29 protein-coding genes are annotated in these 25,357 nt (G+C 37.9%); 1 reads left to right on the forward strand and 28 read right to left on the reverse strand.

Annotated elements, in window-relative coordinates:
* Positions 1 to 154: 154 nt before the first annotated feature.
* Positions 155 to 553 (reverse strand): single-stranded DNA-binding protein, encoded by a 399-nt coding sequence (gene ssb / locus AAJG31_RS10550; protein WP_279493886.1) that lies wholly within the window; start codon positions 551 to 553, stop codon positions 155 to 157.
* 297 nt (positions 554 to 850) lie between these two features.
* Here ssb and AAJG31_RS10555 point away from each other — a divergent pair, with 297 nt between their 5' ends.
* Positions 851 to 1,276 (forward strand): YwpF family protein, encoded by a 426-nt coding sequence (locus AAJG31_RS10555; protein ID WP_048395644.1) that lies wholly within the window; start codon positions 851 to 853, stop codon positions 1,274 to 1,276.
* Between the two features lie 385 nt (positions 1,277 to 1,661).
* Here AAJG31_RS10555 and AAJG31_RS10560 read toward each other — a convergent pair whose 3' ends face one another.
* The 27 genes from AAJG31_RS10560 to rpiB all read right to left on the reverse strand — a co-directional run bounded on the left by AAJG31_RS10560 (position 1,662) and on the right by rpiB (position 25,093).
* On the reverse strand, positions 1,662 to 2,087 hold the full coding sequence (locus AAJG31_RS10560; RefSeq protein ID WP_048395642.1) for a hypothetical protein: 426 nt from the start codon (positions 2,085 to 2,087) through the stop codon (positions 1,662 to 1,664).
* A gap of 109 nt (positions 2,088 to 2,196) precedes the next feature.
* Positions 2,197 to 2,580, reverse strand: a complete 384-nt coding sequence (locus AAJG31_RS10565; protein ID WP_048395640.1) for a hypothetical protein — start codon at positions 2,578 to 2,580, stop codon at positions 2,197 to 2,199.
* A gap of 147 nt (positions 2,581 to 2,727) precedes the next feature.
* Positions 2,728 to 3,171 (reverse strand): 3-hydroxyacyl-ACP dehydratase FabZ, encoded by a 444-nt coding sequence (gene fabZ, locus AAJG31_RS10570; RefSeq protein WP_016991806.1) that lies wholly within the window; start codon positions 3,169 to 3,171, stop codon positions 2,728 to 2,730.
* Between the two features lie 56 nt (positions 3,172 to 3,227).
* A complete protein-coding gene (locus AAJG31_RS10575; protein ID WP_004269489.1) occupies positions 3,228 to 3,518 on the reverse strand; it encodes a DNA-directed RNA polymerase subunit beta in 291 nt (96 codons plus the stop codon).
* A gap of 47 nt (positions 3,519 to 3,565) precedes the next feature.
* Positions 3,566 to 4,405 carry a flagellar hook-basal body protein gene (locus AAJG31_RS10580; RefSeq protein WP_048395638.1) on the reverse strand — a complete coding sequence of 280 codons (840 nt, stop codon included), beginning with the start codon at positions 4,403 to 4,405 and terminating at the stop codon, positions 3,566 to 3,568.
* A gap of 24 nt (positions 4,406 to 4,429) precedes the next feature.
* Positions 4,430 to 5,263: a flagellar hook-basal body protein gene (locus tag AAJG31_RS10585; RefSeq protein ID WP_066036934.1), complete on the reverse strand. Its 834-nt coding sequence runs from the start codon at positions 5,261 to 5,263 to the stop codon at positions 4,430 to 4,432.
* 21 nt (positions 5,264 to 5,284) lie between these two features.
* Positions 5,285 to 6,280 (reverse strand): rod shape-determining protein, encoded by a 996-nt coding sequence (locus AAJG31_RS10590; RefSeq protein WP_004269486.1) that lies wholly within the window; start codon positions 6,278 to 6,280, stop codon positions 5,285 to 5,287.
* A 209-nt stretch (positions 6,281 to 6,489) separates the two neighbouring features.
* Positions 6,490 to 6,750: a sporulation transcriptional regulator SpoIIID gene (locus tag AAJG31_RS10595; RefSeq protein ID WP_004269485.1), complete on the reverse strand. Its 261-nt coding sequence runs from the start codon at positions 6,748 to 6,750 to the stop codon at positions 6,490 to 6,492.
* 156 nt (positions 6,751 to 6,906) lie between these two features.
* Positions 6,907 to 7,584 (reverse strand): M23 family metallopeptidase, encoded by a 678-nt coding sequence (locus AAJG31_RS10600; RefSeq protein ID WP_048395635.1) that lies wholly within the window; start codon positions 7,582 to 7,584, stop codon positions 6,907 to 6,909.
* Between the two features lie 37 nt (positions 7,585 to 7,621).
* On the reverse strand, positions 7,622 to 8,560 hold the full coding sequence (gene spoIID, locus AAJG31_RS10605) for a stage II sporulation protein D (RefSeq protein ID WP_048395630.1): 939 nt from the start codon (positions 8,558 to 8,560) through the stop codon (positions 7,622 to 7,624).
* A gap of 81 nt (positions 8,561 to 8,641) precedes the next feature.
* Positions 8,642 to 9,952, reverse strand: coding sequence for a UDP-N-acetylglucosamine 1-carboxyvinyltransferase (murA, locus tag AAJG31_RS10610; RefSeq protein WP_048395622.1), 1,311 nt, complete (start codon positions 9,950 to 9,952; stop codon positions 8,642 to 8,644).
* Between the two features lie 463 nt (positions 9,953 to 10,415).
* Entirely contained in the window at positions 10,416 to 10,655 is a 240-nt protein-coding gene (locus AAJG31_RS10615) for a DUF1146 family protein (protein ID WP_004269481.1), read from the reverse strand.
* 81 nt (positions 10,656 to 10,736) lie between these two features.
* Complete coding sequence (locus tag AAJG31_RS10620) at positions 10,737 to 11,144, reverse strand: F0F1 ATP synthase subunit epsilon (protein ID WP_004269480.1); 408 nt, start codon at positions 11,142 to 11,144, stop codon at positions 10,737 to 10,739.
* A gap of 24 nt (positions 11,145 to 11,168) precedes the next feature.
* Positions 11,169 to 12,584 carry a F0F1 ATP synthase subunit beta gene (atpD, locus tag AAJG31_RS10625; RefSeq protein ID WP_004269479.1) on the reverse strand — a complete coding sequence of 472 codons (1,416 nt, stop codon included), beginning with the start codon at positions 12,582 to 12,584 and terminating at the stop codon, positions 11,169 to 11,171.
* Positions 12,585 to 12,635: 51 nt separating this feature from the next.
* The gene (atpG, locus tag AAJG31_RS10630) at positions 12,636 to 13,493 is read right to left on the reverse strand and encodes an ATP synthase F1 subunit gamma (protein ID WP_004269478.1); all 858 of its coding nucleotides are present in this window, start codon (positions 13,491 to 13,493) and stop codon (positions 12,636 to 12,638) included.
* Positions 13,494 to 13,540: 47 nt separating this feature from the next.
* Complete coding sequence (gene atpA / locus AAJG31_RS10635; protein ID WP_279493879.1) at positions 13,541 to 15,049, reverse strand: F0F1 ATP synthase subunit alpha; 1,509 nt, start codon at positions 15,047 to 15,049, stop codon at positions 13,541 to 13,543.
* A 28-nt stretch (positions 15,050 to 15,077) separates the two neighbouring features.
* Complete coding sequence (locus AAJG31_RS10640; protein ID WP_054548716.1) at positions 15,078 to 15,614, reverse strand: F0F1 ATP synthase subunit delta; 537 nt, start codon at positions 15,612 to 15,614, stop codon at positions 15,078 to 15,080.
* On the reverse strand, positions 15,611 to 16,135 hold the full coding sequence (gene atpF / locus AAJG31_RS10645; RefSeq protein ID WP_279493877.1) for a F0F1 ATP synthase subunit B: 525 nt from the start codon (positions 16,133 to 16,135) through the stop codon (positions 15,611 to 15,613). Before atpF ends, AAJG31_RS10640 begins: the two co-directional genes overlap by 4 nt.
* Positions 16,136 to 16,307: 172 nt before the next feature.
* Positions 16,308 to 16,532, reverse strand: coding sequence for a F0F1 ATP synthase subunit C (gene atpE, locus AAJG31_RS10650; RefSeq protein ID WP_004269474.1), 225 nt, complete (start codon positions 16,530 to 16,532; stop codon positions 16,308 to 16,310).
* A gap of 63 nt (positions 16,533 to 16,595) precedes the next feature.
* Entirely contained in the window at positions 16,596 to 17,306 is a 711-nt protein-coding gene (gene atpB, locus AAJG31_RS10655; protein ID WP_004269473.1) for a F0F1 ATP synthase subunit A, read from the reverse strand.
* Between the two features lie 36 nt (positions 17,307 to 17,342).
* Positions 17,343 to 17,714 carry an ATP synthase subunit I gene (locus tag AAJG31_RS10660; protein WP_004269472.1) on the reverse strand — a complete coding sequence of 124 codons (372 nt, stop codon included), beginning with the start codon at positions 17,712 to 17,714 and terminating at the stop codon, positions 17,343 to 17,345.
* Between the two features lie 537 nt (positions 17,715 to 18,251).
* Positions 18,252 to 19,373, reverse strand: coding sequence for a UDP-N-acetylglucosamine 2-epimerase (non-hydrolyzing) (gene wecB, locus AAJG31_RS10665; RefSeq protein WP_004269471.1), 1,122 nt, complete (start codon positions 19,371 to 19,373; stop codon positions 18,252 to 18,254).
* 157 nt (positions 19,374 to 19,530) lie between these two features.
* Positions 19,531 to 20,160: a uracil phosphoribosyltransferase gene (gene upp, locus AAJG31_RS10670; RefSeq protein ID WP_004269470.1), complete on the reverse strand. Its 630-nt coding sequence runs from the start codon at positions 20,158 to 20,160 to the stop codon at positions 19,531 to 19,533.
* 124 nt (positions 20,161 to 20,284) lie between these two features.
* Positions 20,285 to 22,441, reverse strand: coding sequence for an EAL domain-containing protein (locus AAJG31_RS10675; protein ID WP_066036935.1), 2,157 nt, complete (start codon positions 22,439 to 22,441; stop codon positions 20,285 to 20,287).
* Between the two features lie 285 nt (positions 22,442 to 22,726).
* Positions 22,727 to 23,968: a serine hydroxymethyltransferase gene (glyA, locus tag AAJG31_RS10680; RefSeq protein ID WP_048395620.1), complete on the reverse strand. Its 1,242-nt coding sequence runs from the start codon at positions 23,966 to 23,968 to the stop codon at positions 22,727 to 22,729.
* 58 nt (positions 23,969 to 24,026) lie between these two features.
* Complete coding sequence (locus AAJG31_RS10685; RefSeq protein ID WP_279493871.1) at positions 24,027 to 24,569, reverse strand: TIGR01440 family protein; 543 nt, start codon at positions 24,567 to 24,569, stop codon at positions 24,027 to 24,029.
* 86 nt (positions 24,570 to 24,655) lie between these two features.
* The gene (gene rpiB, locus AAJG31_RS10690; protein ID WP_004269466.1) at positions 24,656 to 25,093 is read right to left on the reverse strand and encodes a ribose 5-phosphate isomerase B; all 438 of its coding nucleotides are present in this window, start codon (positions 25,091 to 25,093) and stop codon (positions 24,656 to 24,658) included.
* Positions 25,094 to 25,357: the final 264 nt, after the last annotated feature.

The raw sequence follows: 25,357 nt of genomic DNA on the forward strand, positions 1-25,357 counted from the left end.
GTTGTAAGAAAATTCTATTGCTGTGCGGTCTTCAGCAATGTTTTTTATTTGTGTTCCACATCATTCCTTTCTGTTTGTTACGGTGCAAGAAATATAAGGAGAATGGCGGATCAGACAATGAATGTTCTCTTGCCCCGTATGTAAGCCATGCTTGCTAAGGTAAAACAAAATCCTTTAAGTGTTCCTGTTCATTCGGTGGCTGTGGCGGTATAGTAACTGCTTCGTCACTATCTCTTTGTTTAAGTTGATAAAATCTAACATCCTCAACCACTATCTCTGTCATAAAAATCTTAGTGCTTTCCTCATTTACAAATGACCTTGTTTGAATACGGCCAGTGGTACCGATTAATGAACCTTTACCGCAATATTTAACGATATTCTCTGCAAGCCTTCCCAAAGCTGTACAGAAAACAAAATCTGTATCTACTTCCCCTTGATTGTTTTTAAAATTACGATTAATGGCTAGTGAGAAATGAGTTTGCACACGATTTCCAGATAAGTAACGTAACACCGGGTCTTTTGTAAACCTTCCAACCAATCCGACTTGATTCATTCATTCACCTCCTTTGCTTTTGATTGCTCTCATCTTACAAAATGATTCCGGTATTCGCAAAAATCAATATTGTTAATTTCCTTCAGTTTTTGTGCATAAATTGGGTAAATTGGCATTTTTATTTTTCTATTTTTTATTAATTTTCTAGCTGAATGCTTTAGGCTGTAATGGCAAATGCTATTCCATGAAATCTGCAATTTCGCAGTTTTTGAAAAACTGTCACAAGTGCGCATCACAAACAACAGCTGTCTCATGTGTTATACTAAAAGAATGACAGACTTAGGAGGAATATACATATTGAAAACCTTTAAAATGCTTTCCTTTGACCTTGTCACGAAAGATGGCGTGCAACCATTCCCTTTAATCGATGGCATCATTATTAATCAGGAAAATAGCCATCAATCTTGGGTACTTGAATTGTTTATGGAAAAACAATATCGCTCAACCTTTGATGAGCTCTTAGCGAATGCTACAGTCTTCAATGTACGTGCAGTTATTTCATTCCCAGATAATGAACCCGCTCCTTTTCAGGTGATCGTACATACTGTTGAAGAAATCGGTAATCATGTTTCAGTCCTATTAAAAGGTACGCTTAAAATTAAACGATCAAAATATGCAGAACAATTACTTTCCGAGCTACTTGCTGAGGGTGTTTCTTTAGAGGATTTACTGGATCGCTTTACACAAGATATGAAAAAGCGACCAAAATTAAAAAATGACTGACGATGCGAATTTTTGCATCGTTTTTTTTATTGGACAAGCAGTAATTTTTTTGTACAATACAATTTGAAAAAGGAGGGTTTCATTTGGTGGTTGCTATAAGGAAGAAGCCTTTAAAACAGTTATAGCGTTTTTTTAAATTAATTCCAACGATGTAGCTACTCGATTGCTCCGGAAGTTTCAGTTTCCATATACCGGTACCTATAAGAATCGTGTTTACAGAAAATATACTGGAGCATATGAAGAATTTTTTTGATGGGAGTTTTGCTTAGCTTGCAGGTATTCACTCTGTTTTCGCGGGTACTTACTCTGCTTCCACCGGTATTCGCTTTGCTTTCCTCTAAATTGAAAAAAGAGTGTTTTCCGCAGAGGAAACACTCTTTTTATGTTATCGGTTATTCATACCATCACGGTATTTTTCAGTGTTGTTTACTTTATCGTCGACAACATCATTATTATTGTTACCGTTCATGTTGTCATTACGTTCAACACCATTTACACCGTTTGCATTTGGTGTGTTGTCATAGCCGTTTGTGCTGTTGATATCGGCATTTGAACCAGGTGTTGTTGCTTCTGGTAATGTTGTATTATCGTTAACAGTACCTCGATCTACACCATTCCCATTTACATTATTGCGATCGTATGCATCGTCACGATTATTCGGATCTAATGCGTCCTCGACATCGTCGACTCCTCGACGTACGTCATTCTCGACTTCTCGAACAGGGTGATCTTCTACTGCATTATTTCCCCAGTTACAACCTCCAAGGAATGCAGTTGCAAGAATGATGGTTAAAAATGACATTTTCCACATAGTAAAAAACCTCCTTTCTTGGGTACTATGTCATCAAATACATCTACTGTATTTGTGATCCTACATAGATTGCCCGAGAAAGGAGGGAACTATCCGATTTTTGTACAAACTATTTTTGTTTTTCTTTTAATAACTGTTCAATATATGCTGCCTCTGCTTTACAGTCGTAGCTATAGTTTGTGCCTAGCTCTTTTTGCAATGCCTCGATTGTTTCGACTTGCTGTGCTGTTGGTTCTTCATTTAAAATTTTGGCAATAACCTCATCGATTTTTTGTGCCATTTCTTCATGAAACTGTGCGCTCATCAATGTATCAGCAGGGATTTTTTCGATCCACGCGGCATTCTCCTGAAAATAAGTCTGCCAGTTTGCAATGAAGTCTTCCATGGAAAAGCGCTCTTCATCCCAACCAATACTTGCTAAGTATGTTTCAAAAGATGTTGAAATCGAACGAGTAATGCTAATTTTAATACCTGAAGACAATTCCTTATACATCTTAATAATCCTCCTACGTTTGTAAAACCTAAAAATTACATCTATTTCAATTCACAATCGCTTATTTACCATCGCAATTTAAGAACCTACTAATCAATTTTTGACTTGACTTTATCTATTTTATATCTTTTGGTCTACAAATGCAAATTAAGCTTGTTTAGGCTGTTCAGGCCCAATTGCAAATAGAATATCGGCTTCACATACAAGTTCTCCATCTACAGTTGCTACACCATGACCTTTACCCATTGCGCCACGAAGTTTTACAAATTCTACTTCCAATTTAAGTTGGTCGCCAGGTACGACTTGACGCTTGAAACGACAATTATCAACACCCGTTAAAAACGCTAAACGACCCTTAAATTCTTCAGCATTTAATAAAGCCACTCCACCTACTTGAGCTAAAGCTTCCACAATTAACACACCTGGCATAACTGGATAACCTGGGAAGTGCCCATTAAAAAAATCTTCGTTAATTGAAACGTTTTTTAATCCTACTGCACGTTTCCCTTCTTCTAATTCAATGATGCGATCGACGAATAAAAAAGGATAGCGGTGTGGTAAAATTGCTTGAATTTGTTCTGCAGTTAACATGTCATTTCCCCCTCAAAAATTAAGTATGTATACACAAAGTAAGGTAAAGAATAATGTTATTCTTTACCATTCATAATATCAAATATATGCTGCCATGTTTCTCGTTTAAAAATATCCATAGCATTGCCTTCTCCAATAACGCTAAAGCCAAACATTGCGCCTAATGCTGCGGCAACAACGACTAAAATGAGAACAATTACAATGCGTAACCAAATCGGAATCAGTCGGATTTGCACCCATCGAACCTCGCGTTGCTCTCCAGTCGAGCGGCGTTCTTTCTTTTCTGGTTGCGGTTGCGTATCGGTTTCTTGTGTCGGCACAGAACGTCGACGTGAATCGTTTGTCATAGATTGTACTCCTCTTCATTCCTTACTATGCGTTTTTGGATAACTTCCTATCGAATGCCATTAATTAGTCCTAGCATTTGATCTGCTAATGTCACCGCTCTTGCGTTGAATTGATAAGAACGTTGTGTTTGAATGAGTTCTGTCATTTCTTTCGAGAGGTTAACATTGGACATTTCTAGTGTACCACTTTGCATGCCAATTTGCTGACGGTTGGCTCCCACAAGCTCTGTCAAAACTTCTGCCTGCGTATAGCCAAGTTCAGCTAAATTATTAGGTAATCCCATATAAGAACCGGCAACATGCTCCATTAATTGCGGCTTTTGGAATTCTGTTACAGCTAAATCCGTACGAATAATATCCCCATTTGGATAAGATGCTTCTAATACGCCACCATCTCGAACAGCAAACTTTTGAACCGTGTCTGGTAATGTAATAGCTTGTCCTGCAGCATTAGCTACTGGATAACCCTCTGCTGTTACAAGCATAACTGTTCCATTATTCAATGGAGATAAATAAAAGTCACCTTGTCGAGTATACACTGTTTCAGTTCCATTTTCACCATCTGGCATCAAAATATTGAAATATTGTTTCGCTTTTGTGAAAGCTAAGTCTAAATCACGATTAGTTGTTTGTAATGAACCTTGCTTTTCATTGGATTTAATTTGCCCAATCATTGCGCCAGATCCATAGCGAATACCAACAGGTGTTTGTCGTTCTGCGCGATCCTGCTTATCATTATTAAATTGCTGATAAAGTAATTCATTAAAGGATGCTTCCTTTGTTTTATAGCCCGTTGTATTACTGTTAGCAATGTTATTACTAATGGTATCCAGTTTGTTTTGTAATTGCCCCATTGTGTTTGTAGCTGTAATCATTGTACGTAGCATTGATAAAAGCCTCCTGTTCGCCCATTAAATTTTTCCGATTTCATTTACAGCCTTTTCCATGCTACGATCATAAGCTTGTAATACTTTTTGATTTGCTTCAAATGCACGGTAGGCAGTCATTAAATCTGTCATTGTGCGACCAGAATCTACGTTTGACCCTTCTAAAAAGTTTTGACGTAGTGTAAAGGAAACACCATTCGCTCCATAAGCTGTTGGCAAGTTCTCACCATTTTCTGTACGAATAAGGCCATTATCTTGTTTTTGTAGCATGTTCGGGTTTGCAGCAAATGATACACCAACACGAGCTACTTGTTGATTATTTACAAAGATAGCGCCACTTTCATCTAATCGGAAATCATCATTTGGTAGCTGGATACGTTGCCCAGCATCATTTAGTACATATAATCCTTGACCATTAACTAAATAGCCTTGCCCATCTAACGTGAAATTACCATTACGTGTGTAAGCCTCACCACCAGCAGGATGTTCTAGTCGGAAGAAAATTGAACCCATAACCCCATCTTCATTTTGTGGTAAGTTTCCATTAATCAATGCCATATCTGTTGTAAAATCAGTGTTATAGATTTGGCCTTGTATGTAATTTGGCAATGTTTCTTGTAAATATGTCCCTGTATTTAAAGCTCCTACTTGACTCATATATTCAGCGCCGGCTTGTTGGTGAGCAGGAGCATTTGTTTTTCCAATGCTAGACATTAGCATATCTGGGAATGAGCGAATCGTAGATTGATCTGCCTTAAATCCTGGCGTATTCGCATTTGATAAATTATTGGTAAGTAATTCTGTTCTTCTTTGTTGCGTGATCATACCTGTTGCAACTGTATAAAATCCTTTAAACAAAGAAATCACCTCATTTTATTTTTATAAGGATGCTGGCACACGATCAATATTTTCAAGCATGATACCTGTACCAATGGCTACACAATCCATAGGTCTCTCTGCAATGAAAACAGGTACCTTCAACTCTTCTATTAATAGCTGGTCCATTCCATGTAACAATGCACCACCACCAGTTATAATCACTCCACGATCAATGATATCGGCTGATAGTTCAGGTGGTGTTTTTTCTAAGACATTTTTAGCTGACTGGACAATCATGGCTACTGATTCATGTAGTGCACGTTCAATTTCTTCAGACTCAATTGTAATTGTACGTGGTAAACCTGTTACCATATCACGGCCACGAATATCCATTGTATCATTGCGACTACCTTTGAAAACTGTACCAATTGTCATTTTGATTGCCTCTGCAGTACGTTCTCCAATCAGCAATTTATATTCTTTTTTAATATATTGCAAAATATCGTTATCAAACACATCGCCTGCTACTTTAATGGATTCACTTGTTACGATATCACCCATTGATAGAACTGCGATATCTGTCGTTCCGCCCCCGATATCGACTACCATATTTCCACTTGGTTGGAAAATATCCATTCCAGCACCTATTGCTGCAACTTTTGGCTCTTCCTCTAAATATACTTTTTTACCACCGGATTTTTCAGCAGCTTCACGAATTGCCTTTTGTTCAACACTTGTAATATTCGTTGGACAACAAATTAATATGCGTGGCTTCGCCAAAAATCCTTTTACGTTTAATTTATTGATGAAATGTCTTAACATCGCCTCTGTCACATCAAAATCTGCAATGACTCCGTCTCTTAGTGGACGAATAGCTGTGATATTACCTGGCGTTCTCCCTACCATTTGGCGGGCTTCTTCCCCAACCGCTAATACTTTATTTGTCTTTTTATCGATCGCCACAACAGATGGTTCATTGAGGACGATCCCTTTCCCTTTAACGTGGATTAATACGTTCGCAGTCCCTAAGTCAATGCCAATATCTTTCGAAAACATTTTATAATTTCTCCTTCCCGCCAGTTCCAACTACATAACGTTCATTTTATCTCTTTATCTAGAATATTTTATCATATTCTATTGGTAATTTCACCTAAATTTAGTGAATAAGACTGTTTTCTTTTTAGGCAGTGAACGGCTATAATATAGAATTACTATTCTTAGAAAATCATCACTTATGCTTGTCCAACACAACAAAAAAGAACGAATCATTCTTGACTCGCTCTTTCTTTCCACTTGTTTTTCGTTGCTTCTCCTCCGCGAATATGACGTACGGCCTTATGGTAGGCGAGTATTTCTTTCACTTGGTCAGCTAATCCTTCATGAATTGTTGGTAATCGCTCTGTTAAATCCTTGTGCACCGTACTTTTTGAATAACCAGTCATTTTCGCGAGGACACGCACAGTCTCACGCGTCTCAATCAGTAATTCACCGAGGCGTATGCAGCGCTTCCGAATGTGCTCATGCACGTTCTTCGTCCTTTCCACACAATTTCACAAAATGCTTTGGCAATCAGATGCACATTTGCGCATTTCTTCACCTTATGTGAGGACAAAGCTATTCAGAACACGTTTTGCATTTTCTTGATAAAATGCTGACTTTTTATGCGTTACTAGCTTTTCTCATTAAAAAGCTAGTAATTTTTTCGGATTGATATATTTTCCGTTTTCAAGAATTTCGAAATGCATGTGGACGCCAGCCGCTTGATTCCACTCGTTGTCAGTCGCTTTTCCTAATGCTTGACCTTGTGTAACCTCATCGCCTTCTTTAACAGCGATATCCTTCACAGAACTATAATGTGTCTGCATACCATTTGGATGCTCGATCACGATCTTATTGCCTGTAAATGCGTCTAGTTTTACCTCTAGTACTTTACCACTCATAGCAGCTAGTACTTCAAACTCTTCACCATTCATAGCAATAGAGATTCCTGAAGATGTAGTAAATGTTTGATTAAATACCATTAGTGCATTTTCACGAGACTCTTCATTTGCCTCTAACTCGTAAAATTCTTGTAAGACTTGTACTTTACTAAAATTCTCTTCTTTGAATGGATACTTCATGTTTTCAGTTCGTGCATTAGTTTCCACAACAGGACCTGGATCTACTTCAGCTAAATCTGGTAAAGGAGCCTCTTCTACTTTTGATACGAGACTATTGTAACCAAATAACAATCCTGCTAGAACAAGTGCACCACCTGTGTAAACTACTGGCCAAAACCACGGTTTCTTTTGTAATTGGCCATTTTCCTTTTGATTTGGATCTTGGTTTTGAGAAGCTTTATTATTTTTATCCTCTCTCATTTTCATCACCTCTAGTTGCAGTGTGAACAACTAGAAGTTATTTTAAACATGCATCTATTTTTTTTATTTCAATATCTTGATAATAATAGTGTAAAATTTCGGCAGCTGTTTTCCCTTCATTTGCCATTGCCTCAGCTCCATATTGACTCATGCCCACTCCATGCCCATAACCTTGAGTTTTCACTTGAACCTTTCTTTTATTGGCATTAAAGATGATTGTGAAATCAGTTGATGGTATACCAAGAAGCGTCCTTACCTCTCTCCCTGTCCAGACGTTATTCCCTAGCTGTAAACGTTCTACTCGTCCAGAATCATTATAAAATAACTGGATACGATTAAAATCACTAGGTTGCCATTGTATAGGCCAGAGCTTATTCCATTGAGCTAAAGTCCATTCTTGCTCAGCCTCAAACTTAGGAGATGTTTGATCAGATATACTTGCAACACTTTGCAAATATGGAATATCATTTCCACCATATCCATAAGCACTTTCTGTTTTACCATTGCTTGTTGAATGAAACATGGCTGTAATCAATTCATTATTATAAAGAATAACTTGTCCTTGTGTTTCATTGATAGCTTCGACAATTTTCTTTTCATTTCCCAGGAAATTGCTAGCCCAATTCGCCTTTCTTTGCTCTTCATCATAGAAGACTTGCTTTGCCACAGTTGGGGCGATCGCAATTTTTCCGTAATTTGTCGTTTTCAACGCATATGTGCGTGCTGCAATAGCTTGTGCCTTCAGTGCCTCTTTTTTAAAAGAAACGGGCATTTCTGCAGCAACTACTCCTGTAATATACGTTTCTAAAGGGATTTTTTCTTCTTGCCCCTCCACTTCTATAAATATTTCACAAGCATTCTTATCACTAGTTTGAGGTATGATAGCCTCTTGTCTTTCACTAAACCCTACTATAGGAAGCATATATAATGCCCCAATCAAGCAAATGACACCTATACTAATCATCCATTTTTTCATAAGGAATAATATGCTAGATTTCTTGTAGTTATGAGAAAACAAAAACCCTCTGCATAAAAAGCAAAGGGTTTTAAAATCTATTTAGTTTGTAGGCAATTCAACTGTTACATCTTCAATTGTCACTACTTCTTCTGTAATACGTTCAATATTAGCACCAAGAGATGCTAATTTTCCATGGAAATCAACATAACCACGATCTAAATGATGAAGTTTTGTGACACGTGTCATTCCTTCTGATACAAGACCCGCTAAAATTAATGCAGCCGCAGCTCGTAAATCCGTTGCCATTACCTCAGCTCCCTGAAGATCCACAGGCCCCTCGATAAACACAGAACGTCCCTCTATTTTAGCACCAGCATTCATGCGACGGAATTCCTCAACATGCATAAAACGGTTTTCGAATACCGTTTCTGTAATAATACTCGTACCTTCAGCAGTAAGCATTAACGCCATCATTTGTGATTGCATATCTGTTGGGAAACCAGGATGTGGCATTGTTTTGATATCAACTGCTTTTAGTGTTTTAGGAACTCGTACACGGATTCCTTCATCCAACTCAGTAATTTCTACGCCCATCTCACGCATTTTAGCTATTAAAGCAGTCATATGCTCAGGAACTGCGTTTTCAATCACCACATCTCCTCTCGTAATAGCTGCTGCCACCATAAATGTACCAGCTTCAATACGGTCAGGAATAATATGATGCTCTACTCCATATAATGTATCGACTCCTTCGATACGAATCGTATTTGTCCCCGCTCCGATTACACGGCCACCCATACTATTAATAAAGTTTGCAAGATCCACGATTTCAGGCTCTTTCGCTGCATTTTCAATTACAGTTGTCCCTTCAGCTAAAGATGCAGCTGTCATAATATTTTCAGTTGCCCCAACACTTGGGAAATCCAAATACACATTAGCCCCTTTTAAGCGACCCTCTGTCTTCGCCTCAACATAGCCATGGCCAAATGAAATTTTTGCACCCATTGCTTCAAAGCCTTTTAAGTGTAATTCAATCGGACGTGATCCAATTGCACAGCCTCCAGGAAGTGCTACACGAGCATAGCCATTACGAGCAAGTAGAGATCCCATTACTAAAATAGATGCACGCATTTTACTAACAAATTCAAATTGAGCTTCACTTGAAAGTTCTTTTGTTGCATCTATATATACGGCATTATCTTCAGGTATATATGTAACTGCTGCGTTTAAACTTTTAAGTACTTCATTTATTGTAAAGACGTCTGCTAAATTAGGGACTTCTTTAATTACATTTTCTCCTTTTGAAGCAAGTAAAGCTGCTGCAAGGATTGGTAACACTGCATTTTTTGCGCCCTCTACACGTACTTTTCCCTGTAGTTTTTGGCCGCCAGTCACTATTATTTTATCCACCCTATGTCCCTCCGAATTCAATCTATTAACCTACCAAATTTTTATTTTAATAAAGAAGTATAATGTCATAATCAGTAAACAAACAACTCTATAGTACAACTTTTCTAACGCTCGTTCAAGCGTCCAAATCACTATTTTAAGCCATTATTAGATTTTTTGCTATTTATTTATTGTACGCTGCTAAATTTTTTTTGTGAATGACCAATAACCCGTTCGCTTCTAATACATACCCAAAGATATATGAATAAAAAACAACTTTTCACTTTTTTCTATAAAAAATTAAGTGGCAGGCCCTATTATCGTACATTTATCAATGGGTATCTTGGTAGCTAATAGCGTAAAATTCATAAGAATTTAATGTATTAGCGTCTTTTTACATAGTTCAAAGGGCCACACAAATGGTATTATAAAGTCCTTTGAAGTATGTAGACCTATAAATTTATGAAAGAAAGCAACGAATTCTTTAAAATAAATAAGGAAGTTTGCCTGACCAGCTAGATATTTGAAGAAAGAAATTAGATACTGCTGAGCCTATCGCAATACTAAGTAAAATATAAATGAGCTGAATTTGAAAAACTCGATTCTTTTTAAATAGTTTTTCGATCATAAAAGCTTGTAATGCGTAAAAAGTAATAGCAATAAAAAATAGGTGAGATAAAATACCCAATAAAGCTTCTTGTCCGATCGCTTCATATATTTCCATGTAGCATCCTCCATTTCTCCTTCAATATGTTTATTCACCTTAAAAAACGGGCAGATGCGATATCTGCCCGTTAAAAATGAATTAGATATTACCCTCATGAACGTTGATACGATTCAACGCACGTTTTAATGCTAGGTCAGCACGTTTGAAATCAATGTTGTCTTGTTTACTTTGAAGACGTCCTTCAGCACGTTTAACGGCTTCTTTAGCACGTTGAACATCGATGCTTTCAGCAATTTCAGCAGACGGCGCTAAAATTGAGATTTTTTCTGGACGAACTTCAATGAAACCACCGCTTACTGCAACAATATCAGTTGAACCGTTTTCTTTTTTAAGCTTCACTGCACCAATTGCAAGTGGAGCAACCATTGGAATATGGCCTGCAAGAACACCGATTTCTCCTGAAGTTGTTTTAGCGATTACCATTGATACTTCAGAATCGTATACTGGGCCGTCGGGAGTGACAATATTGACTAGAACTGTCTTCATATTTTTTCCTCCTCGTCCCTAGTATTAAACCTCTACGCCCATGCTTTTCGCTTTTTCAACTACTTCATCAATTGAACCAACTAGACGGAAAGCATCTTCTGGTAGGTGATCCCATTTGCCATCAAGGATTTCCTTGAATGAACGAACAGTTTCTTTTACAGGTACATAAGAACCTTTTTGACCAGTGAATTGTTCCGCTACGTGGAAGTTTTGTGATAAGAAGAATTGAATACGACGAGCACGTTCTACTGTTTGTTTATCTTCATCAGATAACTCATCCATACCTAAGATTGCAATGATATCTTGTAATTCACGGTAACGTTGGATTGTACGTTGTACACCAGTAGCAATTGCGTAGTGCTCAGCGCCTACGATTTCAGGTGATAATGCACGAGAAGTCGAAGCTAATGGGTCAACCGCAGGGTAGATACCCATTTCAGATAATTTACGCTCAAGGTTAGTTGTTGCATCTAAGTGGGCGAAAGTTGTAGCTGGAGCCGGGTCAGTATAGTCATCGGCTGGTACATAAATCGCTTGAATAGAAGTTACAGATCCTTTGTTCGTAGATGTGATACGCTCTTGTAGTTTACCCATTTCAGTTGCAAGTGTTGGTTGGTAACCTACCGCAGAAGGCATACGACCTAATAGGGCAGAAACCTCAGAACCTGCTTGTGTGAAACGGAAGATATTGTCGATGAATAAAAGTACGTCTTGACCTTGCTCATCACGGAAGTATTCCGCCATTGTAAGACCAGTTAAAGCAACACGCATACGTGCACCAGGTGGCTCGTTCATTTGACCGAATACCATCGCTGTTTGCTTGATAACGCCTGAATCGCTCATTTCGAAGAATAAGTCGTTCCCTTCACGAGTACGCTCACCTACACCAGCGAATACAGAGATACCAGAGTGCTCTTGTGCGATATTGTTGATTAATTCTTGGATTAATACAGTTTTACCTACACCGGCACCACCGAATAGACCGATTTTACCACCTTTGATATATGGTGCAAGTAAGTCTACTACTTTGATACCTGTTTCAAGAATTTCAACTGTAGTTGAAAGATTCTCGAAAGTTGGTGCTTCACGGTGAATTGAATCACGACGTGCGTCTGCTGGAATCTCTTCACCTAAGTCAATTACTTCTCCAAGTACGTTGAATACACGACCTAGTGTAACTTCACCAACTGGTACTGAGATAGCTTTTCCTAAGTCTGTTACTTCTGCTCCACGTTGTAAGCCATCAGTAGATGACATCGCAATTGTACGAACAGAATCATCACCTAAATGAAGCGCAACTTCTAATGCAAGAATTGTTGGTTCTTCATTAGGACGTTCAATCTTAACTGTTAAAGCGTTATAGATTGCTGGTAATTGGCCATTGTCGAATTTAACGTCAACAACTGGACCCATTACTTGAATAACATGTCCTTTATTCATTACTGTGTACCCTCCTATCGTATTCTTATACGACATTGGGAAGCTGCTTGCCTACTCTAAGGCTGCAGCTCCACCAACGATTTCTGTAATTTCTTGTGTAATCGCCGCTTGACGTGCACGGTTATATTGCAAAGAAAGGTCTGAAATAAGATCAGTTGCATTATCTGTTGCATTTTTCATAGCCGTCATACGAGAAGCATGTTCACTTGCTTTTCCATCTAATAATGCGCCATAAACTAAGCTTTCCGCATATTGTGGAAGTAACACTTCTAGAATTGCTTCACCAGATGGCTCGAATTCATAAGAAGCAGTACCGCTTGCAGGGGCAATATCTGTTAATGGAAGAAGTTTTTTCTCTGTCACTTCGCTAGCAATAGCGCTGACAAAGTGATTATAGTACATATAAAGTTCGTCATACGTACCATCAATGAACATACCAACAGCATTACGAGCGATTTCTTTAATATCAGCAAATGTTGGTTGGTCAGGTAGACCGACAACATTACTGATGACATTATGATCACGTTTCACAAAGTAGTCACGAACAACACGACCTACTGCTAAAATAACGTATTCGTCTTTTGATTTATGACGCTCGTTAATCGTACGTTGTACTTGACGTAGGATACTTGAATTGTAAGCACCTGCAAGACCACGGTCAGAACCAATGACTAAGTAAGCCGTTTTCTTAACAGGACGAGCAGTTAACATTGGATGTCCGCTGTCTTTTGTCCCTGAAGCGATCGCGCCTACTACGTCCTGAATTTTTTCCATGTAAGGAACGTAAGCTTTAGCATTTTGCTCTGCACGACGTAACTTAGAAGAAGAAACCATCTGCATTGCTTTTGTAATTTGCTTCGTACTCTTTGTTGAAGTAATACGACCTTTAATTTCGCGTAAGTTTACCACTGGTATTTCACCACCTTCTGTTTTTTAATCAAGTGACTAGCTAAGACTTATTCTGATTTAGCGAAAGTTTTTTTGAATGCATTGATTGCTGCTTCATAATCCGCATCAGGAGCAAGCTCTTTAGTAGTACGAACATGATCTAAAACGTTTGTGTGGTTTGAATCTAACCAGCTTAAGAATTCTGATTCGAAGCGAACGATATCTTGTACTGGAATATCATCTAAATAACCTTTAGTTAATGCGTAAAGGATTGCAACTTGTTTTTCAACTTTTAGTGGTTTGTTAAGGTCTTGTTTAAGAACTTCAACCGTACGTTTACCACGCTCAAGTTTAGCAAGTGTTACTTTATCTAAATCTGAACCAAATTGAGCAAATGATTCAAGCTCACGGAATGCAGCTAAGTCAAGACGAAGTGTACCCGCAACCTTTTTCATCGCTTTAATTTGAGCAGATCCACCTACACGTGATACAGAAAGACCGGCGTTAATCGCTGGACGTACACCTGAGTTGAATAAGTCAGATTGTAAGAAGATTTGTCCATCAGTGATTGAGATTACGTTAGTTGGGATGTATGCAGAGATATCCCCAGCTTGTGTCTCAACGAATGGAAGAGCTGTAATTGAACCATTTTGATATGTTTCATTTAACTTCGCAGCACGTTCAAGTAAGCGGCTGTGTAAGTAGAAAACGTCACCAGGATATGCTTCACGACCTGGAGGACGGCGAAGAAGAAGTGAAAGTTCACGGTAAGCTGATGCTTGTTTAGAAAGATCATCATACACGATTAATACGTGTTTACCTTGTAACATGAATTCTTCAGCCATAGATACACCAGCAAATGGTGCTAAGAATAATAATGGAGCTGGTTGAGAAGCAGAAGCTGTCACAACGATTGTGTAATCTAAAGCGCCATGTTTACGAAGAGTTTCTACAACACCACGTACAGTAGATTCTTTTTGACCGATTGCTACGTAGATACAAATCATATTTTGGTCATTTTGGTTAAGAATTGTATCGATAGCTACAGATGTTTTACCAGTTTGACGGTCACCGATGATTAACTCACGTTGACCACGACCGATTGGTACTAATGCGTCAATCGCTTTAATACCAGTTTGTAGTGGTTCGTGTACTGATTTACGAGCCATTACACCGAAAGCTGGACTTTCGATTGGACGAGATTTTGTAGTGTTGATAGGACCTTGTCCATCCACTGGTTGTCCAAGTGGGTTTACAACACGACCAATTAGTTCTTCACCAACTGGTACTTCCATGATACGACCTGTACGACGAACTTCATCGCCTTCTTTGATGTCAGTGTATGGACCTAAGATTACGATACCAACGTTACCTTCTTCTAGGTTTTGAGCCATACCCATAACACCATTAGAGAACTCTAGTAGTTCTCCAGCCATGGCGTTGTCGAGGCCATGAGCAAGAGCAATACCGTCACCAATACGGATAACTGTACCAACTTCGCTTACTTTAAGTTCAGATTCATAATTCTCAATCTGTTGTTTAATCAGACTGCTGATTTCTTCAGCCTTGATGCCCATGTATGTCACCTCTCACATTTCTAAATTATTAACCGATTAATTCACGTTTTAGACGCTCTAGTTTGTTTGCTACTGAGCTATCATAAATATGGTTACCGATTTGAACACGAATACCACCAAGTAAAGATGGATCAACTTCGTTTGTAATATTTAATGATTGTTTTCCAACAAGTTTCGCGAACGCTGCTGAAATATTAGCGCTTTCTTCTGCAGAAAGTGCACGTGTTGAAAATACTGTTGCATCTGCAGTGCCTTGTGCTTGCGCAGCAAGTTCAGCATATGCCTTAGCAATTTGTATCATCTCGTTTACACGTTTTTTCTCAACTAGAAGTTGAACAGTGTGTAAAACTTCTGGTGTTGCACCATTAAAGATATCAGCTACCATTTGTTTTTTTCGTTCAACGGAGAACTTAGGTGCATTTAAAAGCGTTAAAAAATCAGGCGATTCTTTTACTACTTTTGCTAGTTCACTTAAGTCTGCTCCTACTTCAGTAAGAATATTTTTTTGTTGCGCCAATTCAAAAAGCGCTTGAGCGTAACGTTTTGCTACAGTTGAATTACTCATCGAGCTTCCCCTGCCTTCGCAATCGTCTCTTCAATTAGAGCACGGTTGTCTGCCTCAGAAATCTCTTTGCTAAGGACTTTAGATGCTGCAAGTACAGATAATGAAACGACTTCATCACGTACAGCTGCAATAGCTTTTTCTTTTTCAGACTCAATTTCACGTAAAGCCGATTCTTTTAAGCGATTTGCTTCATTACGAGCTACAGTAAGAATTTCTTCTTTTTGTAATTCGCCTTGCTTCTTTGCGCCTTCAACAATCGATTGTGCTTCTGTACGAGCTTCCTTAAGAAGGCTCTTTTGTTCTTCTAAAAATTGGTGCGATTCTTTGCGCGCTTTTTCAGCTGCTTCGATTTCACTCGCTACTAATTCTTCACGTTGTTGCATGATGCCCATTAGCGGACCCCAAGCGAATTTCTTAAGTAATAACATTAACACTATGAAGATAACCAATGTTGAGATGATATCACCATTGTTAAAACCTCCACCAGCGCCTGAACCTAGTACAAGATTATCTAAAAACACGATTGTTTCACTCCCTTCAAGAGCTTTAACTTCAACATAATTTAATGACTAAAAAACTACCTATTTTAAAAAGCTATATTTACACATAGCTTTTATCAGTTCCAAAATGAAGGGCGAAGTTTCATCTGGAGAATCCTGCTTCGCCACTAGTAAAATTCAGTGTTCAACTGAATTATTTGTTCATTACGATGAATGCTACTACTACTGCGATGATCGGTAGGGCCTCAACTAATGCAACCCCGATGAACATTGTAGTTTGAAGAACGCCACGAGCTTCTGGTTGACGAGCGATACCTTCTACTGTTTTTGATACAATAAGACCGTTACCAATACCTGCACCAAGTGCACCTAAACCGATTGCGATTGCTGCTGCTAATAAACCTAATGAACCTGTCATTTGAAAATTTCCTCCTTGGAATTGTTTGTTTTTGTTGTTCAAGCATAGGGTATATGCTTTATATTAATGGTCATCGCTCACTTTATGAGCCATGTAAACCATTGTTAACATTGTGAAGATAAAGGCTTGGATAAAGCCGATGAAAATTGAGAAACCTTGCCATGCCATCATAGGAACGATTGCCCCGATGAATCCCACAGCACCTGATGATGCTAAACCTGCAAGTAAGCCAAGTAAAATCTCACCCGCGTAAATGTTACCGTAAAGACGTAAACCTAATGTTAATGTGTTTGCAAATTCTTCTACTATTTTAAGTGGGAACATGAATGACATTGGTTTGAAGAATGTACCAACATAATGACCTGTACCCTTCATTTTTACACCATAGAAATGCGTTAAGACTAATATCATTGCTGCTAATGTCATCGTTACTGTAGGGTCAGCTGTTGGTGATTTCCACCATAGCTCATGCCCATAGACAATTGAGAAAGGAAGACCTAGTAAGTTAGATACTGCGATAAACATAATTAGTGTGATACCTAGAACGTGGAATCGACCACCAGTTTTCCAATCCATGTTGCTTTTAATGATATTCTTAACGAAATCCATAATCCATTCCATAAAGTTTTGCATACCAGTAGGTTTTAACTTTAGGCTTCTAGTTGAAATAAAGGCAATTAAAAATACGATAATTGCTGCAACTAGTAACATCATAACTGTTGATAAGTTAAATGTTAAAAAACCGACTTCTAGTAACGGAGCTTCATGATTCATTGTTATTTTTCACCTCTCTTTCTAATTTAAAGCACATTAGCGGTTCCTTACATGTGACACAATTCTCTCGACAAAGAGAAAAACGTACGGAATCATTAGCCCTATAACCGTGCTAATTAAGTGAAAATAGTTTGGCAACGAAATGGCTATTGCGACTGCCGCAACACCTGATCCAAAGCGAAGCGCTGTACCAAGTGAGCCTATTTTCTTCCCTTCACTAATGGATCTGTCAAACTTCTCCATACGCCGAACTAAAATCCAAAAATTATACGTACCAAAGAATGCACCGACTGCGATGCCCGCAAAAACAGTTTGATAGGGGGTAAATCCCCAGCCTAATGCGCAGAGTGCAAGCAAAAAAAATAACGCCCTCTTCTGCACAGCAAAAATGTGATGCAAATCTAGCATTGGTTGTAATCTCCTGAATCATTTTTTCGAGTAATGAAAACGTTTGCTGACCACTATGTGAAATCAGAAAAGAGCAGTGAAAAGCACTACTCACAGCGGAATAGTAATGGGAGAGTCATTTCAATTACAGGTGTAAATGCCCAAAAAAATAACTTACACCCCTTACCGACTCGGTAAAAACCGAAACGCACAAAACGTTGCAAATCGACAGTCTTATTTTGAACTGTCAATTTAGTAGAAAGTTGATATAACAAGTGTTTCAACGTCCTATTTATGAACAGAAACCCTTATCATTCTTACCCTTTGTAAGCATACAATAGGTGATATTTGAAGTCAATTGGTAAAGGAGAAAAACTTCACAGCCTCTATACTCTTGTCAAATTGTTGACAAATTTGTGTATGAAATTTCATAGTTTCAAAATTTCTCAACCTTCTCACGCATAAAAAAAGCTAATTTACGACAAGATTATGCTCGTAAATTAGCTTACCCATTTCAACAGGTACATTAGACTTATTTTTAATATAAAATATAGTATTTTAATTAGTTTTTTGTAAAAATCCTAGCAATGCTTCAACAATACGCTTAGATGCATGTCCATCCCCATATGGATTTGATGCTTTAGCCATTGCTTCATAGGCATTATTATCTGTTAGTAATTCCTTTGCTAAGGCGTAAATTGTTTCCTCTTCTGTTCCTGCTAGCTTTAATGTTCCTGCTGCAATCCCCTCTGGACGTTCTGTCGTATCTCTAAGAACAAGCACTGGCTTCCCTAATGAAGGTGCCTCTTCTTGTACACCGCCTGAATCCGTTAAGATCATATATGAATTAGCCGCAAAGTTATGGAAATCAAATACTTCAAGAGGCTCAATTAAATGCACTCGTTTATTATTCCCTAAAATTTCATTAGCAATTTCTCTTACAGCCGGATTCATATGAACTGGATAAACAACTTGAACATCCTCATGTTCTGCGAGTATTCTGGTGATCGCTTTAAACATATGGCGCATTGGTTCACCAAGATTTTCGCGACGATGTGCCGTTAATAAAATCATGCGATCCTCGCCAATTTTATCTAATACAGGATGAGTGTAGTGTTCACTGACTGTTGTTGCTAATGCGTCTATTGCTGTATTACCTGTAACAAAAATCGTCGCTGGATTTTTGTTCTCATCTAAAAGATTCTTTTTAGATACTTCAGTTGGCGCAAAATGTAAATCTGCCATCACGCCTGTTAGTTGACGATTCATTTCCTCTGGATATGGTGAATATTTGTTCCATGTTCGAAGTCCCGCTTCTACATGTCCTATAGCAATTTGGTTATAGAACGCAGCGAGGCTTGCAATGAAAGTCGTTGCTGTATCACCATGTACCAAAACGATATCTGGTTGTGCTTCCTTCATTACTTTATCTAAACCCTGTAATGCGTTTGTCGTTACATCAATTAATGTTTGGCGATCCTTCATTATATTTAAGTCATAGTTTGGCGTAATACTAAACGTCTCTAATACTTGATCGAGCATTTGGCGATGCTGTGCTGTTACAGTTACAATAGATTCTATTTGCTTAGGATACTTTTGTAACTCCAAAACAAGAGGAGCCATTTTAATTGCTTCTGGTCTTGTACCAAAAATCGTCATTACTTTCCATTTCTTTGTCAAAACGATCTGCACCGTCCTTTTTATTATTGTATGGTAAGATCAATCTCCTGTTGATGAGGGATTACTTACCTACACATACTATGAAACGCCCTTCAATTTGAAGGACGCTTTCACAAGTTATTAGTTTCCTAAATGAGGAAATTTCATGTATGGATTTTTATTTTGTACCGAATAGACGGTCTCCAGCATCACCTAAGCCTGGTACAATATAACCATGGTCATTTAATTTTTCATCAAGTGCAGCAATGTAAATATCTACATCCGAATGTTCTTCTTGAATAGCTTTCACACCCTCTGGTGCAGCGATTAAGCACATGAATTTAATGTTTTTAGCTCCACGTTTTTTCAGTGAATGAATTGCCTCCACTGCAGAACCACCAGTTGCAAGCATTGGATCTACAATGATGAAATCACGTTCTTCAACATCTGCAGGAAGTTTTGCGTAATATTCAACTGGTTTTAATGTCTCTGGATCACGGTAAAGACCAATATGACCAACTTTTGCAGCAGGGATAAGCTTTAATACGCCATCTACCATACCGATACCTGCACGTAAAATCGGTACGATTGCAAGCTTTTTACCAGAAAGTACTTTTGTTTTTGCAATTGTTACAGGTGTTTCAATTTCAATTTCCTCTACTGGCATATCACGTGTAATTTCAAATGCCATTAGTGTTGCCACTTCGTCTACTAGCTCACGAAATTCTTTTGTTCCTGTATTCTTGTCGCGAATATAAGTTAATTTGTGTTGGATTAGTGGATGATCAAATACATAGACTTTGCTCAAAGGGATTCTCTCCTCACCGTTCGGATTCATTTTTATCTCAACTAGTATAACAGAAAAAAGGAGTCGCCTCAAAAATAAATTTAGGACAACTCCATTTATCATCTATTCTTATGTCAAAACTAAGTTATTGATCAAGGATTATATCTAATTGTTCAATTGGCATTGGCTTGAAATAAAAGTATCCTTGTCCTACTGTGCATCCTAGCGCACGTAGAATCTCAACCTGTTCCTCTGTCTCTATACCCTCTGCCACTGAAATCATCCCTAAATTTAATGCTAACTGAATGATAGAGCGAACAATAGCAAGTGTTGCTGGATCTTCAATAGCATTGATGAAGCTACGATCAATCTTTAGTTCAGCAAACGGTAGTTGTTGTAAATAGCTTAATGAAGAAAAGCCTGTTCCAAAATCATCTACGGATGTTTTAAAGCCATAGCTCTTCAGCTCTTGAATGATCTTATAGGCTGATTGGAAATCTACTAAACCAATATTTTCTGTCACCTCTAAGATAATATAGCTAGGGTCAATATTATACTTCCGCACAAGTTTCAGTGTATCCTGAACAAAGTGCGTGTAGTAAAAATGGTCAGGTGAAATATTGACAGCTATTTTCACTAATTTCCTTCCCAGGCGTTGTCGTTCTGAAAGCCATGAGAGTACCGTCTCTAAAATAAGCACATCAATTTCTCGAACCTTACCAGCACTCTCAGCTACTGGAATAAAGACTGCAGGTGAAACAAAACCCAATTTTGGAGAAATCCATCTTGCAAGTGCTTCAATACTTTGAATTTCCCCATTGCGTAAATCTACTTTAGGCTGTAAGTGGACTGTTATTTCTTTATTTTTGATGGCTTCTGACAAATGATTTAAAACCGTCATCTTCTGTACAAGCACATCATTTTTCTCTGTTGTAAATATTTCAGTATGTGTGCCTGGCCTATCGATTGCAAAGGATAACGCATTATCTGCAAAACGAATCGCATCATTAATATTTATGTCATCATTATAGGAAGCAATGCCTGTTTTTAATGTAATATAGATTTGCTTTCCTCCTATAATAAAAGGCTGGCGAATCGTTTCTTTTATTCTCATCTCATAATCATTCAAATCTTCATGAAGTGACATTGTAGTCATAATCAAACTAGAGCTAGTGAATCTAGCAACATACTCATTACTTTCTGACTTGTCTTGCTCAAGACGTTTGGCAAGTTGTCTTAAAAGTTCATCACCAATTTCACGGCCATATAATTCAACTACTTGATGAAATTCACTAGGTTTTAATATTTTAATAAAGCCGCTTTGCCCCTGCTGGACTTCCCTTTCAATCGTATTAACAAAGCTGTGACGATTAGGCAGACCTGTTGTAATGTCTGTATAGGCTAAATCCCAAATTTTTTTCTGCGTCCTTGCATATGAATAAGCCAATGCAACAAGAGCACCCATTTTTCGAAACATATTTTTAAGCATTTGGTCACTTTGTGTTTTTTGGCTAAATATCGAGAAAACACCTATTACTTGCCGCTGTTGATTACGTATAGGGATAAACCATCCATGCGGCTTTTTAGCTAGCGAAGCATATTGCTTATGTTCTTTAGGAATATTCACTTCATCTAAATTTTCTATGAAAGTAGACGTTTCTGATTGCATTACCTTATTAAAGAAATCATTGTTTGTACAACATTTTGGTACGCTCTCTGTTTGATTATCTCCTATGAAAACTTGTAATTGGTTTACTTCTGTTTTTATAAGCACCATACTTGCAATATTTGGCATGAAAAATTCATCGAGGCCTTGACAAATAAGCTTCATCTTTTGCTCAAAAGTAAACTCCTTCTCAATTGCCCTGTACATATCATTTTCTAAACGCATTAAGAAGTCTTCCGTATGATAATATGTAACATCCTTCACTAATACTAAAACAAATTGCGTTACATTTGCCTCATTGCAAAAAGGTAATGCTTGTATTTCTGCCCAAAAGGGAGGTTTATCGATGCCATTATGATATAGCTTCGCCTGCACCATTATGCCGTTATGTATTTTTTCTTTAATCATTTCAATGGTTGTCATTTTTTCGTCCATTGATAGCCATGAAAAATAATCAGTATTTAGAATTTGTGAACGTGCAGCATTAGTAAGCATACAAAAAGAATCATTACACTCTACTATGTAATGATGCTTCGTCGCATCAAAAATAACGTAGCTTTCTTTCGAATTATTACCTAATTTGCGAATGCTGTTTAATAATACATCATAATCTGTGTTTAACGATTTAGTGACCATCCAACCCCTCCTTTTCTATCACTTCATCTCATTTCCATTGTACATAAAATTTAATTAAATTTTCACTTTTATTAAAAAAAACTTCTTTTCTAGGACACTATCTGTCCTCTGCCTACTATAATATATCCCTTTATACCGTTTTTATGTAAATTTATTCAAAAATAAGGGTATTATTCTACTTTATTAGAAAAAAGATGTTTTTTACAGTTTAATCCTCCATTTCCAAAATAAAAAGCTGTATTTAAAGTAAATTTTGTACTTTAAATACAGCTATTATTCTATTGATTATACATATAGTGGATGCTTATCAGTTAATGCCTTCACACGATCTTTTGCATCTGCTTTAACTGCCTCATCTTCAGGGCTTTTAAGAACAGCCGCTATAATTGCTCCTACTTCTTTCATATCTTCCTCTTTAAAGCCACGAGAAGTGACCGCTGGAGTACCAATACGAATTCCAGAAGTGACAAATGGGGATTCAGTATCGTAAGGGATTGTATTTTTATTTGTTGTAATACCTACTTCATCTAGTGCGTGCTCTGCTACTTTACCTGTTAAACCAAGAGATTTAACATTTAGCAGTAATAAATGGTTATCTGTACCACCAGAAACAATTTCAACACCCTCAGCAATTAATACTTCTGCTAATGCCTTTGCATTGGCTTTAATTTGTTTTGCATAGTCTTTAAATTCTGGTTGTAAAGCTTCTCCAAATGCTACAGCTTTTGCAGCAATAACATGCATTAATGGGCCACCTTGAATGCCTGGGAATACAGATTTATTTAGTTTTTGCTCCCATTCTTTTGAAGCAAGAATTAATCCACCACGTGGTCCACGTAATGTTTTATGTGTAGTTGATGTAACAAAATCAGCATATGGCACTGGTGATTGATGTTCGCCAGCAGCTACAAGTCCAGCAATGTGTGCCATATCCACCATGAAATAGGCTCCGACTTCGTCTGCAATTTCACGGAATTTAGAGAAGTCAATTTCACGTGGATAAGCAGATGCACCAGCAACAATCAGTTTCGGTTTATGCTCTAAAGCCTTTTGTCGTACATCTTCATAATCAATCACTTGTGTATCTTGTGTTACACCATACTCTACAAAATTATATAGAATACCAGAGAAGTTTACTGGAGAACCATGTGTTAAGTGACCACCATGCGAAAGGTTCATACCCAGAACTGTGTCACCTGGTTCTAGAATCGTATGGTAAACAGCCATGTTTGCTTGTGCACCTGAGTGTGGTTGCACATTTGCATATTCTGCTCCGAAGAGTTCTTTTACACGATCACGTGCAATGTCTTCTACTACGTCTACATGCTCACAGCCACCATAATAGCGTTTACCAGGATAACCTTCAGCGTATTTATTTGTCAGTACCGATCCTTGCGCTTCCATCACTGCTTCGGATACAAAGTTTTCTGATGCAATCAATTCAATATTTGCTTGCTGACGTGTTTTTTCTGCAAGAATTCCATCTAGTACTGCTTTGTCTTGTACTGCTAATTTTTCATATGCCATGTTTGAAAAAGCCTCCTAAAGTATCGTTATTCATCTCTACCACTAAATAGGGTGGTAATTATTTATATACTGCACGTTCTCCGCCAATTAGCTTAGGACGTGTTGTTGCAATCGTCACAACAGCTTCTCCTACCATTTTTACCGATGTTCGAACAGGTACAGCTACTGCTTTCAAATGCATACCGATTAATGTTTGTCCAATATCAATACCTGCATGTGCCTGTATTGTTTCAACAATCACTGGGTTATCAAATTGCGTATAGGCATATGCTGACATTGAGCCGCCTGCCATACGTACTGGGACAACCGCTACTGGATCATAGCCAAATTTTTCAGCTGTAGATGCTTCCATAGTAATGGCGCGATTTATATGCTCACAACCTTGGAATGCTAAAAGCAATTGATGCTTTGCTGCAAATTCTTGTAACGGCTCAAAAATGGCTTCTGCTATCTCCAATGCTCCCGCTGTGCCAATTTTCTGACCAATCACTTCAGATGTAGAGCACCCTACTACAAAAATTGTATGGGGTCGTAATGTTACTTGCTCTTCAAATTCACTGAGTAACTGAGTCAAATGTGTTCGTATTTGTTTTACAACCATTAAGCTCAGCTCCTTCATCTATATCCATTAAAATCATGCCATATATGACATCCTATACGAATGCCATATACGGAATAACAAAACTATTATTGCTCTAGTTCAGTAATTTTTTCAATACGGCGTACATGACGGCCACCTTCAAAATCGGTTTCTAGCCATGCTTGTACGATTTCACGTGCAAGGCCAGGGCCAATTACACGTTCGCCCATTGCTAAAATATTTGAATCATTATGGCAACGCGTTGCCTTGGCACTAAATACATCATGTACTAATGCACAACGTATGCCCTTGACCTTATTAGCGGCAATGGACATACCAATTCCTGTGCCACAAATTAAAATGCCTTTATCAAATTCTCCGTTAGCAACACCCTCAGATACAGGTTTTGCATAGTCTGGATAGTCTACTGAATCCGCAGATTGTGGACCAAAATCTTCGTAGCTAATTTGAAGTTCATCTAATAGCTGCATAATCTCACGCCGTAAGTTATTGCCTCCGTGATCAGAAGAAATTGCTATTCTCACTGGGTTCCCTCTTTTCGAATTATAGTCAACCTTAGTGTACCACTTCTTTCTGAAGAATAACACGATTTTTCTTATGTTTTTACGTTGATTTTTCCCGAAAGACGAACATTAATTGTATGTTAACACAAAATTATTCACTTTTAAACTTATTTTTTTGTGGATAATGTGAATATCATGTTAATAAGTTCGGATAATGGTCTTTTGTTGTAATATTCCATCTACTGAAGTTTTTTTAGCTTTTTACTTACAGTGGACATAAATTGT

Origin of the sequence: Lysinibacillus sp. BS3, from assembly GCF_039614735.1 — a bacterium.
Taxonomy (GTDB): domain Bacteria; phylum Bacillota; class Bacilli; order Bacillales_A; family Planococcaceae; genus Lysinibacillus; species Lysinibacillus capsici.

What these genes read in the sequence shown, in the direction of transcription:
- fabZ (WP_016991806.1), bottom strand. Translation starts at nt 3,171, where the DNA reads ATGTTAACTGCAGAACAAATTCAAGCAATTTTACCACACCGCTATCCT.
- atpE (WP_004269474.1), bottom strand. Translation starts at nt 16,532, where the DNA reads ATGACAGGTTCATTAGGTTTATTAGCAGCAGCAATCGCAATCGGTTTA.
- atpD (WP_004269479.1), bottom strand. Translation starts at nt 12,584, where the DNA reads ATGAATAAAGGACATGTTATTCAAGTAATGGGTCCAGTTGTTGACGTT.
- AAJG31_RS10640 (WP_054548716.1), bottom strand. Translation starts at nt 15,614, where the DNA reads ATGAGTAATTCAACTGTAGCAAAACGTTACGCTCAAGCGCTTTTTGAA.
- AAJG31_RS10660 (WP_004269472.1), bottom strand. Translation starts at nt 17,714, where the DNA reads ATGCTAGATTTGCATCACATTTTTGCTGTGCAGAAGAGGGCGTTATTT.
- ssb (WP_279493886.1), bottom strand. Translation starts at nt 553, where the DNA reads ATGAATCAAGTCGGATTGGTTGGAAGGTTTACAAAAGACCCGGTGTTA.
- AAJG31_RS10685 (WP_279493871.1), bottom strand. Translation starts at nt 24,569, where the DNA reads ATGGTTGTAAAACAAATACGAACACATTTGACTCAGTTACTCAGTGAA.
- AAJG31_RS10620 (WP_004269480.1), bottom strand. Translation starts at nt 11,144, where the DNA reads ATGAAGACAGTTCTAGTCAATATTGTCACTCCCGACGGCCCAGTATAC.
- atpB (WP_004269473.1), bottom strand. Translation starts at nt 17,306, where the DNA reads ATGAATCATGAAGCTCCGTTACTAGAAGTCGGTTTTTTAACATTTAAC.
- AAJG31_RS10615 (WP_004269481.1), bottom strand. Translation starts at nt 10,655, where the DNA reads ATGGAAATATATGAAGCGATCGGACAAGAAGCTTTATTGGGTATTTTA.
- AAJG31_RS10565 (WP_048395640.1), bottom strand. Translation starts at nt 2,580, where the DNA reads ATGTATAAGGAATTGTCTTCAGGTATTAAAATTAGCATTACTCGTTCG.
- AAJG31_RS10580 (WP_048395638.1), bottom strand. Translation starts at nt 4,405, where the DNA reads ATGCTACGTACAATGATTACAGCTACAAACACAATGGGGCAATTACAA.
- AAJG31_RS10590 (WP_004269486.1), bottom strand. Translation starts at nt 6,280, where the DNA reads ATGTTTTCGAAAGATATTGGCATTGACTTAGGGACTGCGAACGTATTA.
- glyA (WP_048395620.1), bottom strand. Translation starts at nt 23,968, where the DNA reads ATGGCATATGAAAAATTAGCAGTACAAGACAAAGCAGTACTAGATGGA.
- AAJG31_RS10600 (WP_048395635.1), bottom strand. Translation starts at nt 7,584, where the DNA reads ATGAGAGAGGATAAAAATAATAAAGCTTCTCAAAACCAAGATCCAAAT.
- atpA (WP_279493879.1), bottom strand. Translation starts at nt 15,049, where the DNA reads ATGGGCATCAAGGCTGAAGAAATCAGCAGTCTGATTAAACAACAGATT.
- AAJG31_RS10675 (WP_066036935.1), bottom strand. Translation starts at nt 22,441, where the DNA reads ATGGTCACTAAATCGTTAAACACAGATTATGATGTATTATTAAACAGC.
- AAJG31_RS10575 (WP_004269489.1), bottom strand. Translation starts at nt 3,518, where the DNA reads ATGACAAACGATTCACGTCGACGTTCTGTGCCGACACAAGAAACCGAT.
- AAJG31_RS10560 (WP_048395642.1), bottom strand. Translation starts at nt 2,087, where the DNA reads ATGTGGAAAATGTCATTTTTAACCATCATTCTTGCAACTGCATTCCTT.
- spoIID (WP_048395630.1), bottom strand. Translation starts at nt 8,560, where the DNA reads ATGAAAAAATGGATGATTAGTATAGGTGTCATTTGCTTGATTGGGGCA.